The organism is Klebsiella sp. 141161, from assembly GCF_050600815.1.
GTDB lineage: Bacteria > Pseudomonadota > Gammaproteobacteria > Enterobacterales > Enterobacteriaceae > Klebsiella > Klebsiella aerogenes.
This window is the reverse complement of record NZ_JAQIRN010000009.1, coordinates 155,758-169,427: the sequence shown is the minus strand read 5'-3', so window position 1 is coordinate 169,427 and position 13,670 is coordinate 155,758. Positions and strand designations below refer to the sequence as shown.

Sequence of the window (13,670 nt, the reverse complement as noted above, 5' to 3'; positions counted from 1 at the left end):
TCTCCGGCCAGCGGCGCTGGCCGGAGAGACAATCACAATTCCAGCTCGCGGCGCAGCAGTTCGGCGATATCCTCGGGGCTTGCCGCATTTACCAGAGCGGTACGAAAACCCTCATGCATAATGCGCCGCGCCAACCGTGAGAAGATCCGCATATGCTGGTCACCCGCCGAGTGTTTGTTCAGCGTCAGCATAATGACAAATTGCGCTTCTTCATCGCCCCACATCACCGGTTGCGCCAGCCGCGCGACGCTGATGGTCGACTGCTCAATATGCTCGGATTTACTGTGCGGAATGGCGAAGCTAAAGCCCAGACCGGTGGAGAACACCGCCTCGCGGGCCCACAGGTCTGCCTCCAGCTTACGCGGATAGCGGCAACGCCCGGCCAGCAGCAGATTATCAGTCATCCCTTTCAGCACTTCTTCCTTGCTGCGCCAGTCGCTATTGAGCGTAATGCACTGGGTGCTCACCAGCGGAACATCCTGCTGACGCATGCGGAACTGGGCCAGCAGATGCTCGACTTCCAGTGAGGTACGGCACTGCATCGCCTGATTCAGTAGCTGGCGGCAGGCGCGGCTATCCAGTTGCGCCAGGCGCGCCTTGGTCGCCGGGATTGCCGGCGCGCTCATACTCAATTCATCTAAACCGAGGCCAACCAGCAGCGGCAGCACCGATCCTTTCGCCCCCAGCTCGCCGCACAGGCCAATCCATTTTCCCTGACGATGCACCGCCTGCACGGCATAGTCCAGCGCGCGCAGGAAGGCCGGGTTCAGGCTGTTGTAATGACGCGTCACTTTAGCGTTATCGCGATCGACCGCCAGCAGATACTGCGTTAAATCGTTGCTGCCGATGCTAAAGAAATCGACCTCTTCACAGCACTGATCGATGATAAACATCACCGACGGCACCTCCAGCATGATGCCGAGTGGGATCTTTTCATCAAACGGGATCTGTTCGGCGCGCAGCGACTGCTTGGCCTCCGCCAGCCGCTCTTTCACCCACAGAATCTCCTCCATTGATGAAATCATCGGGATCATAATTTTCAGCGAGCCGTGCGCCGAGGCGCGTAAAATGGCCCGCAGCTGAGTATGAAACAACGCTTGATACTCTTCATAGATGCGTACCGCACGGTAGCCGAGGAACGGATTGTTTTCCGCCGGAATATTGAGATACGCCACCGGCTTATCGCCGCCGATATCCATGGTGCGCACGATAATACTGCGCCCGTTAGCGGGCTCCAGCGCCTGACAAAAGATGTTGTAGAGCTCATTTTCCGACGGCGCGCCGGGACGGTCCATATACAACATTTCGGTACGGAACAGCCCAACCGACTGCGCGCCGTTATTAAATGCCGCCACCGCTTCCACCGAATGCGCGATATTGGCGGCGATCTCTACGCGGATGCCGTCTTGCGTCTGCCCGGCTTTATCGAGCCATACCTGCTGCTGTTGCTGAATTTGCCCCTGTAGCCAGGACTCCTGCTGATAATAGCGCGCCACCGCTGGGCTGGGGTCCACCACCAGCAGCCCGGCATTACCGTCGATCTGTACCTGAGTATCGACCCACGGCAGCAGCGCCGGCAGGTCAACGCCCACCAACGTAGGAATATTGAACGAACGGGCCAGAATGACAGTATGTGAAGTTGTGCCGCCGCTGCGCAGCAGTAGCCCTTTCAACTGCGACTTATCCAGTTCCAGAAACTGGCTTGGGGTCAGTTCATCGGCAAGACAAATAGCCGCTTCCCGCAGTTGTCCCGGTGCCGGAAAGCGGTCTTCGCCATAGATATGCTGCAATAGCTGGAAGCAGACGTCGCGGACATCCAGCACTCGCTCCTGCAGATAGCTGTTGCTGGAATCGCGGAACTGGGCGCAGAAGTGGTCGCCGGTGGCGACAATAGCCTGTGCGCAGCTAAGGCCGGTGAGAATACCGCCAAGCAGGTGCTGGCGCAGCGAAGCATCGGTCGCCAGCGAACGGTGAGCTTGCAGAATCGCGCTGGCGGTGCCGTCATTGTCCAGTAACCGCAGATCGATATCCTGCACCAACAGACGCAAACCGTTATCCAGTGCCGCCTGTTCCTGTTCAAGGCTGGCGACCATCGGCAGTTCGCCAAGGTCGTGAAGATCGCGTGATTTGAGATGAACCAGCTTACCGCCAGCACTGCCGGCGCACACCGGGCGCGCAGGGAACAGCGTTGGGTTCAGCCGCGACAGCGATTCCGGCACCGGCTGGACATCCAGCGTTTGCGCAGAGGGCAGCGGCGCATCGCAGTGCGGAAATTCATTTTCAATAAACGCGGTTAACGCGGCATACGCTTCGTCTTCATCCTCCCCGCTGATAATCAGCTGACAGGCGTCTCCTTTTAGGGTGTTGCTGCCGATAATCGCCAGCGCGCTTTTCGCATTCCCGCGACCGTCGCTCCGCAGATTCCGCCACTCAACCGCCGACGAAAAACGGTTACACAGCGTTTCGACCAGGCTTGCCGGGCGCGCATGCACGCCATTTGGCAAATCACATATGAATTCAATTACCAGTGCCATCGCCTTCCTCCTGAGCAATGCGTTATTTCAGCCAAAGGTAATGAAAGTAGTGGCAATGAACTACGTGATAAAACTGGCAATTACTGGACTATTGTACACATACATCTTTTTTATGCTCGCCATCACAATTCATCAGCTCAGGCGTACGTAGCCCTAATAACAGCTAAGATTTGAGGTGGATCGCAATTCCTTTCTCACATTACAAATATCCAGTAAATGCACTTTTTCTCTACTATTTTATACCCCGCCCTTTTTCTAATGTTGAGGCATCAATACTGTCACGGGCCACACAGCGCTCAGGAGCAAGCAATGAACGAACTGGTGCACATACTAAAAAATACCCGCCAGCATCTGATGACCGGCGTCTCACACATGATCCCCTTCGTCGTTTCCGGCGGGATCCTGCTGGCGGTGTCCGTCATGTTATATGGCAAAGGCGCGGTGCCCGATGCCGCCACCGACCCTAATCTGAAGAAGCTCTTTGATATCGGCGTCGCCGGGCTGACGCTGATGGTACCTTTCCTTGCCGCTTACATCGGCTACTCCATTTCTGACCGCGCCGCGCTGGCCCCCTGCGCCATTGGCGCCTGGGTCGGCAACGGCTTCGGCGCCGGCTTCTTCGGCGCGCTGATAGCCGGAATGATTGGCGGTCTGGTGGTCTATTACCTGAAAAAAATTCCCGTTCATAAAGTTCTACGCTCGGTGATGCCTATCTTCATTATTCCCATCATCGGCACCTTTATCACCGCCGGGATCATGATGTGGGGCCTCGGCGAACCGGTGGGCGCGCTGACCGCAAACCTGACCAGCTGGCTGCAGGGGATGCGCGAAGGCAGCATCGTGGTGCTGGCCATCATTATGGGCCTGATGCTGGCCTTTGATATGGGCGGCCCGGTTAACAAAGTGGCCTACGCCTTTATGTTGATTTGCGTCTCTCAGGGCGTCTACAGCGTCGTGGCAATCGCCGCGGTCGGCATCGCCGTACCGCCGCTGGGCATGGGGCTGGCGACGTTAATTGGTCGCCAATATTTTACCGCCGAAGAGCGTGAAACCGGCAAGGCCGCGCTGGTGATGGGCTGCGTCGGGGTGACCGAAGGCGCCATTCCTTTTGCCGCCGCCGACCCGCTGCGCGTTATTCCCGCCAACATGATTGGCGCCGCCTGCGGCTGCGTCACCGCCGCGCTGATGGGCGCGCAGTGCTATGCCGGCTGGGGCGGGCTTATCGTGCTGCCGGTGGTCCAGGGCAAACTCGCCTTTGTCACCGCACTCTTTGTCGGCGCCTGCGTCAGCGCGGCCTGCGTCATCGCCCTGAAAGCATTCACCAAAAAGCAACCGTCCGACGCCCAAGCCGACGATGAATTAGATCTTGATTTCGAAATTAACTAACAGACTGGAAGGAACACCTTATGACCCACATTATCGCCGTCACCGCCTGCCCATCGGGCGTCGCCCATACCTATATGGCCGCCGAGTCGCTGGAAAGCGCCGCTAAAGCCAAAGGCTGGCAGGTTAAGGTTGAGACCCAGGGTTCCATCGGCATTGAGAACGAACTCACGGCGGAGGATATCGCCGCTGCCGATATGGTCATTCTGACCAAAGATATCGGCATTAAGTTTGAAGAACGTTTTGCCGGGAAAACCATTGTGCGCGTCAATATCAGCGATGCGGTAAAACGCGCCGACGCCATCATGAACAAGATAGATAGCCACCTTTCCCAGAACGCCTGAAGCCCAAAAGAGGCGCTTACGCGCCTCTTCGCCACAACACGGAGTTTGTCATGACGAATCGTACGCAACGCCTGAAAACCAGCCTGTTCGCCCAGCCGCGCGAAATCTCCCTTGAACGCGCATTGCTTTATACCGCCAGCCATCGGCTGACGGAGGGCGAGCCGGTGATTATCCGCCGGGCGAAAGCCACGGCGTGGATCCTCGACAAGGTGGCCATTTCGATTCGTGATGATGAACTGATTGCCGGCAACCGCACCGTTAAACCACGTGCGGGAATTATATCGCCGGAGATGGATCCCTACTGGCTGCTCAACGAACTCGACGCCTTCCCGACCCGCCCGCAGGACCGCTTCGCGATAAGCGAAGAAGATAAACGAATTTACCGCGAAACGCTGTTCCCTTACTGGGAAAAGCGCTCAATGAAAGATTTCATCAATGGTCAAATGACCGAGGAAGTAAAGGCTGCTATCAGCACGCAGATTTTCAGCGTTAACCAGACGGATAAAGGCCAGGGCCATATTATTATCGACTATCCGCGGCTGCTGAATCATGGCCTTGATGCGCTGATCGCCGAGCTGAAATCACACTGCGCCCGGCAGCCTGATAACCACTTTTATCAGGCTGTCCTGATCTTACTTGAAGCCTCTCAGCGCCATATTTTGCGCTACGCCGCGCTGGCGGAAGAGATGGCCGCGAACTGCGCGAATGCCCAGCGTCAGCGGGAGCTGGCAACCATCGCCGCGACCTCACGCCATAACGCGCAGCATCGGCCGCAGGATTTTGCCCAGGCCTGCCAGCTGTTCTGGTATATGAACATTATTTTGCAGTATGAATCCAACGCCAGCTCGATTTCGCTCGGACGCTTTGACCAGTACATGCTGCCTTTTTATCAGGCGTCGCTGACTCAGGGTCAGGATCCCGCTTATCTCAAGGAGCTGCTGGAGTCGCTGTGGGTAAAATGCAACGATATCGTTCTGCTGCGATCTTCCAGCAGCGCGCGCTATTTCGCAGGTTTCCCTACCGGTTACACCGCCCTGCTTGGCGGACTGACGGAAACCGGGCGTAGTGCGGTAAACGTACTGTCCTTTCTTTCTCTCGATGCTTACCAGAATGTGCAGCTACCGCAGCCGAATCTGGGAGTACGGGTCAATGAACTAATAGATCGCCCGTTCCTGCGCAAAACCGCTGAGACCATTCGCCTGGGCACCGGGATCCCGCAGATTTTCAACGATGAGGTGGTCGTCCCGGCCTTCCTCAACCGCGGCGTGTCGCTGGAAGATGCCCGCGATTACGCGGTGGTCGGCTGCGTGGAGCTCTCTATTCCGGGGCGTACCTACGGCCTGCACGATATCGCGATGTTTAATCTGCTGAAGGTGATGGAAATTGTGCTGCAGGAAAATGAACAGCAGCCCGATGTCAGCTGGGACGGCCTCATTAGCCAAATCCGCGACAAAATCCGCTATTACATCAAGCTGATGGTCGAGGGCAGCAACATTTGCGATATCGGACACCGCGACTGGGCTCCGGTGCCCCTGCTGTCATCCTTTATCGAAGATTGCGTGCAGCACGGCAAAGATATCACCGCAGGCGGCGCGCGCTATAACTTCTCCGGCGTTCAGGGCATCGGAATCGCTAACCTGAGCGATTCGCTGCACGCGCTGAAGGGCATGGTCTTCGAGCAACAGCGCCTCAGTTTTGCCGAGCTGATGGCGGTGCTAAAAGCCAACTTCCGCACGCCGGAAGGAGAAAAAATCCGCGCCCGCTTGATCAACCGTTACGAGAAATACGGCAACGATATCGACGAAGTCGATAATATTAGCGCCGATCTGCTGCGTTTTTACTGTAAAGAGGTAGAACGGTATCTGAACCCTCGCGGCGGCCATTTTACCCCTGGCTCCTATACCGTCTCCGCGCATGTGCCGCTGGGCTCGGTCGTCGGCGCGACGCCGGACGGTCGACTGGCTGGCGAACAGCTGGCGGACGGCGGCCTGTCGCCAATGGTTGGACAGGATGCTCAGGGGCCGACGGCGGTGCTGAAATCGGTCAGCAAACTGGATAACTATCTGCTGTCGAACGGTACGTTGCTGAATGTCAAATTCACCCCGGCAACGCTTGCCGGAGATGGCGGCCTGAACAAACTGGCAGACTTTTTACAGGCCTTCTGCAAGCTCAAGCTGCAGCACATCCAGTTTAACGTGGTCAACGCCGACACCCTGCGTGAAGCGCAGCAGCGGCCGCAGGACTTCGCAGGCCTGGTGGTGCGCGTCGCGGGCTACAGCGCCTTCTTTGTTGAGCTGTCGAAGGAGATACAGGATGACATTATCCGCCGCACCGCGCATCAGCTGTGAGGTCATCGAAACGCGCGCCGATACGGCGCGCATTTTTAACCTTCAACGCTACTCGCTTAATGACGGACAAGGCATCCGCACGGTGGTATTTTTCAAAGGTTGCCCTCATACCTGCCCGTGGTGCGCCAATCCTGAATCGATCTCGCCAAAGATTGAAACCCTGCGCCGGGAGAGTAAATGCCTGCGCTGCACGCGCTGCCTGCAGGATGTCGCTGAGTGTCCCTCCGGCGCATGGGAGCAGATAGGCCGGGATGTCACGCTCGATGCTCTGCTGCGCGAGGTGCTTAAGGACGAGGTCTTCTTCCGGGCATCCGGCGGCGGCGTCACCCTATCAGGTGGCGAAGTACTGATGCAGGCCGGATTTGCTGCCAGTTTCCTCCAGCATCTGCGCCAGTGGGGGATCCACACCGCTATCGAAACCGCAGGCGACTGCGCCTTTAACCGTTTCCTCCCGGTCGCCGAAGCCTGTGACGAAATACTGTTTGATTTGAAAATCATGAATAGCGAGCGGGCCCATTCACTACTGCAGATGAATCAGCCGCGGGTACTGGACAACTTTCGTCAGTTGGCCAGCCGCAAAATGAATCTTATCCCGCGCGTGCCGCTGATCCCTGGCTACACGATGAACACGGAGAATTTTAAGCAGATCTTAAATTTCCTCGTGCCGTTCGGTCTGACGGAGATTCACCTGTTGCCGTTTCATCAATATGGTGAGGCGAAATACCGTCTGCTGGGTAAAAGCTGGCCGCTGGCCGGCGTCAACGCTCCCCGAGAGGCGGATATTCATCCTTATCAAGCGCTGGCTGAAGCTGCAGGATATCACGTCACTATCGGCGGTTAACGCCTGGAGGATGTTATGGACTTCAACATTGTCGCCGTGACCGCCTGCGTGAGCGGGGTTGCACATACCTATATGGCAGCCGAGCTGCTGGAAAAAGTCGGTCACCATGAAAAATGGTCTCTGAAAGTGGAAACCCAGGGCGCGCTCGGCGTGGAAAACCGAATTAGCGAAGAGGATATTGCCCGCGCCACGGTGGTGTTACTGGTAACCGATATCGAAATCGATGGCGCTCAGCGCTTTAACGGACTCCGTACCATTAAAACCAGTATCACCACATTCCTGTTGCAGCCACAGCAGATTGTCAAAGCCGTTAATAGCATTATGAAAAAGCCGGTCGTTTACCTGGAAATTCCCTGACCGGCCACGGCGCTTATTGCACGTCGAGCAACCACTTTTGCGCGGGCGTCAGGCGGCTCGCCGTTTCCGGCGTCAGCCAGCGCTGCTGGTCCTGCTGCGCGGTATCAGCACGGTCAATATATAAGCCATGAAGCACGCGCCTTCTGCTGCCTTCACGATTGCGGGTGCCGCCGTGCCAGGCATGCGCGTTATAAATCATTACGCTGCCGGCCGGCGCGGCAAAAACAATTTCATCAGGATGCGTCTTTTCGGGATCCGCCAAAACCTCTTCCGGCAGCTCCGGGCGCAGATGGGTCGCCGGAATAATCCTCGGCGCCCCGTTGGCGGCGCTCAAATCATCAATAGCCCATATCGTATTGACCAGATGCACTTTCGGGAAGTCTACTCGCGGCTTTTTCCAGTCGGCGTGCAGCGGTTGATGACCACCGTTATACAGCGCCTCGCGGGCATTAAGGCTGGAAACCTTAAACGCGCCATTAAAAATATAACGACAGGCGGAAAGAATGAGCGGATGTGACCACACCTTTTCCCAGATAACACCCTTGTTGATGAGGTTGGCAATACGCGTCGCCGTCGCCTCCTGATGGTGTTCCATCGCCAGATTCTCGCCTTCACGTTCCACCAGCGCGTCAATGCGCTCGCGCATCTCGTTCAGCCACTGAGGATCAACGACGTTGTGCACCACGGTATAGCCAAGCGTATCAAGTTCATGTTTCATTTGGTCGCTTAGCGTCTGGGTCGCGCCAAGCGCAGCCAGATGAACCGTTGATTGTGAGTCCATATTGCCTTCCTTTTAACTTTTAGATAACACAATCAAACTCTACGATGCGGACAACGACCAGGCAGGAAGGAAAAACTACGAAAAACTGGATATCCGTACGCCAGCCACAAAAATGTGAGCATTATCAATAATTGACGGCGGGTGAATTCGTCGAAAATATTCACCCATTTAATAATGCATCCGTAACGCGCCGTAAGGCGGAACATCAGGATAAAAAAGATTATAATCAACGAGATAATTTTAACTCGGGGTCGACAGGATGATTGATGATCTGGCGGGCATACTAAATCGTTTAGTTAATCAAAAAGATAGGCTGCAGGTCCGCTTTCCGGAGCCGGATATTCCCGTTCCGGCGCTGGCGCTGAAGGTGCCCTTCCCGCGCCTGGAGATTGTCCTTGAAGGCGAGCTTCATGAACAGGGGCTGCCGCTATCCGCGGCGGTCTTAGCCACATCCCAGGTACTCTACGTACAGGCGGGAAAGTGGACGCTACCCGAGTGGACCGGCCCGGCGGCCACGCTCAGCATTTTATTCGGCCGCCAAAAGCTCGGCTTTTGCCTCCAGCGCTGGGACGGTAAAACACTACATACTGAAAAGCAAAACGTCGCCAGGCTGGGCCCCCGCGTTGGCTCCTATCTGCTGCTGGCGTTGAATGAGGTCTGCCTGCAGCCTGACCCAATAACCGCCCGGCTGGTAGTTTCCGCGCTGTTAAGCCACTGCCTTGAACAACTAGTCGGGCTGGAAATGCGCGTTAGCCGCAGCCGCGATCTGTTTTTAGCCGTTCAGGATTATCTACAAGAAAATCTAAGCCAGCCGCTGACCCGAGAATCGGTGGCCAGACGCTTTCATATTACCCCGAACTATCTTTCGCATATATTTCAGAAGTCAGGCTCGGTGGGCTTTAATGAATATCTAACCGCCGTGCGGCTGGAAAAAGCCAAGCAACTATTACGCGGTTATGATTTAAAAGTAAAAGAAATTGCGCATAATTGCGGCTTTATCGATAGCAACTATTTTTGCCGGGTGTTTAAACGTAATACTGAACGTTCACCCTCGGAATATCGTCGGCACTGCCGTAGCGCGCAGCAACGATAATCATCCCCAGGGGAAATAAGAATGGACTGACCTCGCGGAATTATTCCAACGACCTACCACTCCATGGCGACGAGATCAGTGGCGCGGATACTAAAGCGTTCGCTGGAAGTGTAATTAGCACAATGTGCTACATCAGCAGCTAATTAACGTATCTCCGCGCCAAATCAATTTTTATCCCGGCTGAACGTTCACCTTTTCACCGCTATGCGCAAAATATCCGCGCCTGGCCAATAATCTCCAGGCGAACCGGAGCGCCTGTTTGCCAGGCGGCCTGGCTGACGGTTTTCAGCACCAGCGGCATTGATTGCCCCGCTACCGTCACCGTCAGCGTCGAGATATGGCCGGCGAAATCGACATCTACGATGCGAAAGGCGCTCTCCTGCGGCGCGCACGGCGACACCCGCAGTTGCTCCGGGCGCAGCATTACGCGTCCGCGGCCGCTGGCGTGAGGATTGTCAGTCGGTAACTCGCCGATGGCGCAACGCGCGCGCCCCTCCGTGAGCTCGGCGTCGAGCACCAGCGCATCGCCAAGAAACAGCGCGGTGGCCTCGTCAACCGGGCGCGAATAGACCTCGAACGGGGTTCCTACCTGAGTAAAACGCCCCTGCCGCATCACCGCGACCTGGCTTGCAAACGACAGCGCCTCCGTCTGATCGTGAGTGACCAGAATCGACGCTACGCCAGCCTCGGCCAGCAGGTCGGCGGTGGCTTTACGCGTTGCCGCCCGCAGCCCGGTATCCAGCGCCGAGAAAGGTTCATCCAGTAACATCAGCGATGGCCGCTGGGCCAACGCGCGCGCCAGCGCAACCCGCTGCTGCTGGCCGCCGGAAATTTCATGCGGCCAGTGGTTCGCTAATGTCGAATCTAACGCCACCATCTCCATCAGCGCAGCGACCCGACGGCGTTTCTCTTCCCGGTTACAATCCAGCCCCCAGGCAATATTGTCCGCGACGTTAAGATGGGGGAACAGCGCCCCTTCCTGCGGCACGAAACCGATCCCGCGCTGATGCGCCGGCACAAACACGCCTTCGGCAAACAGGGTGTTGCCCTGCAGAACGATTCGCCCGTTATCCGGGGTTTCAAAACCAGCAAGAATCCGCAGCAGCGTGGTTTTACCGGAACCCGACGGGCCGACAATGGCGGTACGGCTTCCCGGCGCCACGGTCAGATTAAGGTTATCAAGCACCAGCGCGTCGGCGAAGGATTTCGAGATAGAGGACAATTCCAGCATGTTACAACCCTGCAATTTTTTTCGACTGCACATAAAGAACCGCTGTCAGCGGCAGCGAAATCACGATCATCAGCATCGCATAGGGCGCCGCGGCGACGTAGTCGATCTCGCTGGTCAACGCCCAAAAACCGGTCGACAGCGTGCGGGTGCCTAACGGCGATAGCAGCAACGTCGCGGTGAGCTCGTTGCTCACGCCAAGAAACACCAACGCGGCGCCAGCGGCCGCTCCCGGCGCGGCCAACCGCATGGTAACGCTCCATAAGGCGCGAGCCGGGCTGCGCCCAAGGCTACGGGCGACGTTTTCCAGCTCAACCGGCGCCTGGGCGATACCGGCGCGCAGGTTAATCAGCGCTCGCGGCATAAACATCAGCAGGTAAGCGAGGAACAGCGTCACTTCGGTCTGATACACCGGACGGGCATAGTGGATGGTGACCGTCACCAGCGCCAGCGCGGTGACGATGCCCGGCAGTGAGCTGGTGATGTAATTACAGCCTTCCAGCAGGCGGAACAGCCGGCGCGGATAACGCACGCCGAGCCAGGCGATAGGAATCGCGCAAGCAGTGGTCAGCAGCGCGCCGCCCGCTCCCAGTAGCAGGGTCTGGCGCAGCGAATGCCAAAGATCGGCATGCAGCCAGTTCTCCACACCGCCAAGCCATAGCCAGCGGCACAGCACCAGCAGCGGGACGCCCATCGCCAGCATCACCAGCGTCAACAGCAGCAGTTGCGCGCCCCATGCGGCCACGTTGCCCAGAGGACGACGCTTCTGTTCTCGCGCCGCGCCGGCGCCGATGCGCGCATAACGCGCTTTGCCGCGCGAGAGGCTCTCCAGTAGCAGGATAGCCAGGCAGCACAGCGCCAGTACCCCTGCCAACATATTCGCCGCCGGTCCGCTAAAGGTGGACTGGAACTGGTCATAAATGGCGGTGGTGAAGGTATCGAAGCGAATCATCACATACAGGCCATATTCCGCCAGCAGATGCAGCGCCACCAGCAGCGCGCCGCCGCAGATAGCCAACCGCAGTTGCGGCAGCACCACGCGGAAGAAAACCTTCCACGGCGGCGTGCCCAACGAGGCGGCAACATCTTCCAGAGTCGGGTCGAGACGACGAAGCACCGCCGCCACCGGCATGTAGATAAAGGGATAGTAGGCCAGCACCGAAAGGAACACCCCGGCGGACAGGCCGTGCAGCGAGGGAACCGCGCTAACCCAGGCATAGCTCTGGACAAATGCCGGGATAGCCAGCGGCGCGACCGCCAGCGCCGACCACAGCTGACGCCCGGCAAGCGCGGTGCGTTCAGTAAGCCAGGCCACCGCCACGCCAAGCGTGATGCAGATGGGCACCGCCAGCAGCGTCAGCCACAGCGTATTGCTGAGCAGTTCGGCCACCCGCGGGCGAAACACCAGGGCTTTAATAGTCGGCCAGCCGGTCTCAATCCCCACCGCGGCCACAAAACCTAAGGGCAGTAACGCCATTACAGAAAACAGTACAGCTAAGGCAACCATCGGAAATGCAGGACGCCTGCGCTCGGGCAGGCGTCCTGTTTTCTTTCCGAGTACCAGACTCAGGACAGACATAGATAAATCACTTCAGCATCAAATTACAGCAGGCCAGCCTGGGTCATCAGGTCGATCACTTTTTTGCTATTCAGCGTTGATGGCTCAACCTTCGGCGCGTCCAGCTCTTTCAGCGGCGTCAGTTTCGGGTTAGAGGCGGCATTCACGCCCACCGCATATTCGAAGGCATTATTGGTACGCAGCTCATCCTGACCCTGCTTGCCGGTAATCCATTTGATAAACGCCTGCGCCTGCTCTTTATGTTTGCTGGACGCCAGTACGCCGCCGCCGGAGATACTCACGAAAGCGCCCGGATCCTGGTTTTTAAAGTAATACAGCCTGGTGTTTTTGCTGTTCTCGCCGGTTTTCGCCTGGTCGACAAAGCGGTAATAGTGGTAGATCACCCCGCCGTCGATTTGTCCGGCGTTGACAGCTTTCATTACCGTGCTGTTGCCTTTGTAGGCCACGAAGTTCGTTTTCATCGCCTTCAGCCAGTCGAGCGTCGCTTTTTCGCCCTTCAACGCCAGCATGGCGCTAACGATGGCCTGGAAGTCTGCGCCCGATGGAGAGGCGGCCCAGCGCCCTTTCCACTCAGGTTTCGCCAGGTCCATCAGCGAATGCGGCAGCTGAGATTCGCTGATTTTCGCCGGGTTATAGACGAAAACGGTGCTGCGGGCAGCAATGCCAATCCAGCGGCCGTGCTCAGGACGATACTGCGGCGCGACCTGATTCAGCGTTGCGGCATCCAGCGGCGCAAACAGTTTGGCGTTATCAACCAGCACCATTGAAGGCGAGTTTTCAGTCAGGAAGACATCCGCCGGCGAGGCTGACCCCTCCTGCACCAGTTGATTACCCAATTCGCTATCGTCGCCGTTGCGCAGCGTGACTTTAATACCGGTTTCTTTGGTAAAGCCGTCAACCCAGGATTTCACCAGGTTTTCATGCTGGGCGTTATACACCACAATGCCGTCGCCATTGTCAGCCGCCATAACCTGCGGAGCGGTAATCAGAGCCGAAGCAGCGAGCATCGCCGCGCAATATGCCGATAAGCGGAAATTCATAAGCTAATCCTTAGTATGGGTAGTCGAAAAGCCGTGGAGAAACCGGGTTGGCACGGATTAAATCACAGAGGAATGTGAATGATAATGAAAACAATTACCATCATTTTAAAAAAGTGAAAAACACCGCCAATTAGAATTTCCT

11 protein-coding genes are annotated in these 13,670 nt (G+C 57.1%); 6 read left to right on the top strand and 5 right to left on the bottom strand.

Annotation, left to right across the window (positions count from 1 at the left end; translation table 11 throughout):
- Positions 1-32: 32 nt before the first annotated feature.
- Positions 33-2,534: a phosphoenolpyruvate--protein phosphotransferase gene (gene ptsP, locus PGR79_RS21095; RefSeq protein ID WP_430922455.1), complete on the bottom strand. Its 2,502-nt coding sequence runs from the start codon at positions 2,532-2,534 to the stop codon at positions 33-35.
- Between the two features lie 309 nt (positions 2,535-2,843).
- On the opposite strand from ptsP, the gene PGR79_RS21090 reads away from it, so the two are divergent.
- Genes PGR79_RS21090 through PGR79_RS21070 form a run of 5 tightly spaced genes read left to right on the top strand, consistent with a single transcriptional unit; the run spans position 2,844 to position 7,807 of the window.
- Positions 2,844-3,920, top strand: coding sequence for a PTS fructose transporter subunit EIIC (locus PGR79_RS21090; protein ID WP_087858057.1), 1,077 nt, complete (start codon positions 2,844-2,846; stop codon positions 3,918-3,920).
- 20 nt (positions 3,921-3,940) lie between these two features.
- A complete protein-coding gene (locus PGR79_RS21085; RefSeq protein WP_087858058.1) occupies positions 3,941-4,261 on the top strand; it encodes a PTS fructose-like transporter subunit IIB in 321 nt (106 codons plus the stop codon).
- A gap of 50 nt (positions 4,262-4,311) precedes the next feature.
- Positions 4,312-6,609 (top strand): formate C-acetyltransferase, encoded by a 2,298-nt coding sequence (locus PGR79_RS21080; RefSeq protein WP_113374233.1) that lies wholly within the window; start codon positions 4,312-4,314, stop codon positions 6,607-6,609.
- Positions 6,575-7,450, top strand: coding sequence for a [formate-C-acetyltransferase]-activating enzyme (locus PGR79_RS21075; RefSeq protein ID WP_113374234.1), 876 nt, complete (start codon positions 6,575-6,577; stop codon positions 7,448-7,450). Before PGR79_RS21080 ends, PGR79_RS21075 begins: the two co-directional genes overlap by 35 nt.
- A gap of 15 nt (positions 7,451-7,465) precedes the next feature.
- Complete coding sequence (locus PGR79_RS21070; RefSeq protein WP_113374235.1) at positions 7,466-7,807, top strand: PTS fructose-like transporter subunit IIB; 342 nt, start codon at positions 7,466-7,468, stop codon at positions 7,805-7,807.
- Positions 7,808-7,820: 13 nt separating this feature from the next.
- Here PGR79_RS21070 and PGR79_RS21065 read toward each other — a convergent pair whose 3' ends face one another.
- Positions 7,821-8,588, bottom strand: coding sequence for a phytanoyl-CoA dioxygenase family protein (locus PGR79_RS21065; protein WP_087858061.1), 768 nt, complete (start codon positions 8,586-8,588; stop codon positions 7,821-7,823).
- Between the two features lie 259 nt (positions 8,589-8,847).
- Between PGR79_RS21065 and PGR79_RS21060 the strand changes: the two genes are divergently transcribed.
- Positions 8,848-9,681 (top strand): helix-turn-helix transcriptional regulator, encoded by an 834-nt coding sequence (locus PGR79_RS21060; protein WP_087858062.1) that lies wholly within the window; start codon positions 8,848-8,850, stop codon positions 9,679-9,681.
- Between the two features lie 202 nt (positions 9,682-9,883).
- On the opposite strand, the gene PGR79_RS21055 is transcribed toward PGR79_RS21060, so the two are convergent.
- From PGR79_RS21055 to PGR79_RS21045, 3 genes are read right to left on the bottom strand one after another with little or no spacing between them, the layout of a single operon-like run.
- The gene (locus PGR79_RS21055) at positions 9,884-10,912 is read right to left on the bottom strand and encodes an ABC transporter ATP-binding protein (protein WP_113374236.1); all 1,029 of its coding nucleotides are present in this window, start codon (positions 10,910-10,912) and stop codon (positions 9,884-9,886) included.
- Between the two features lies 1 nt (position 10,913).
- Entirely contained in the window at positions 10,914-12,488 is a 1,575-nt protein-coding gene (locus PGR79_RS21050; RefSeq protein WP_271032320.1) for an ABC transporter permease, read from the bottom strand.
- A 23-nt stretch (positions 12,489-12,511) separates the two neighbouring features.
- Positions 12,512-13,528: an iron ABC transporter substrate-binding protein gene (locus PGR79_RS21045; protein ID WP_113374238.1), complete on the bottom strand. Its 1,017-nt coding sequence runs from the start codon at positions 13,526-13,528 to the stop codon at positions 12,512-12,514.
- Between the last annotated feature and the right edge of the window lie 142 nt (positions 13,529-13,670).

What these genes read in the sequence shown, in the direction of transcription:
- PGR79_RS21075 (WP_113374234.1), top strand. Translation starts at nt 6,575, where the DNA reads ATGACATTATCCGCCGCACCGCGCATCAGCTGTGAGGTCATCGAAACG.
- PGR79_RS21070 (WP_113374235.1), top strand. Translation starts at nt 7,466, where the DNA reads ATGGACTTCAACATTGTCGCCGTGACCGCCTGCGTGAGCGGGGTTGCA.
- PGR79_RS21065 (WP_087858061.1), bottom strand. Translation starts at nt 8,588, where the DNA reads ATGGACTCACAATCAACGGTTCATCTGGCTGCGCTTGGCGCGACCCAG.
- PGR79_RS21055 (WP_113374236.1), bottom strand. Translation starts at nt 10,912, where the DNA reads ATGCTGGAATTGTCCTCTATCTCGAAATCCTTCGCCGACGCGCTGGTG.
- PGR79_RS21085 (WP_087858058.1), top strand. Translation starts at nt 3,941, where the DNA reads ATGACCCACATTATCGCCGTCACCGCCTGCCCATCGGGCGTCGCCCAT.
- PGR79_RS21080 (WP_113374233.1), top strand. Translation starts at nt 4,312, where the DNA reads ATGACGAATCGTACGCAACGCCTGAAAACCAGCCTGTTCGCCCAGCCG.
- ptsP (WP_430922455.1), bottom strand. Translation starts at nt 2,534, where the DNA reads ATGGCACTGGTAATTGAATTCATATGTGATTTGCCAAATGGCGTGCAT.
- PGR79_RS21060 (WP_087858062.1), top strand. Translation starts at nt 8,848, where the DNA reads ATGATTGATGATCTGGCGGGCATACTAAATCGTTTAGTTAATCAAAAA.
- PGR79_RS21045 (WP_113374238.1), bottom strand. Translation starts at nt 13,528, where the DNA reads ATGAATTTCCGCTTATCGGCATATTGCGCGGCGATGCTCGCTGCTTCG.
- PGR79_RS21090 (WP_087858057.1), top strand. Translation starts at nt 2,844, where the DNA reads ATGAACGAACTGGTGCACATACTAAAAAATACCCGCCAGCATCTGATG.
- PGR79_RS21050 (WP_271032320.1), bottom strand. Translation starts at nt 12,488, where the DNA reads ATGTCTGTCCTGAGTCTGGTACTCGGAAAGAAAACAGGACGCCTGCCC.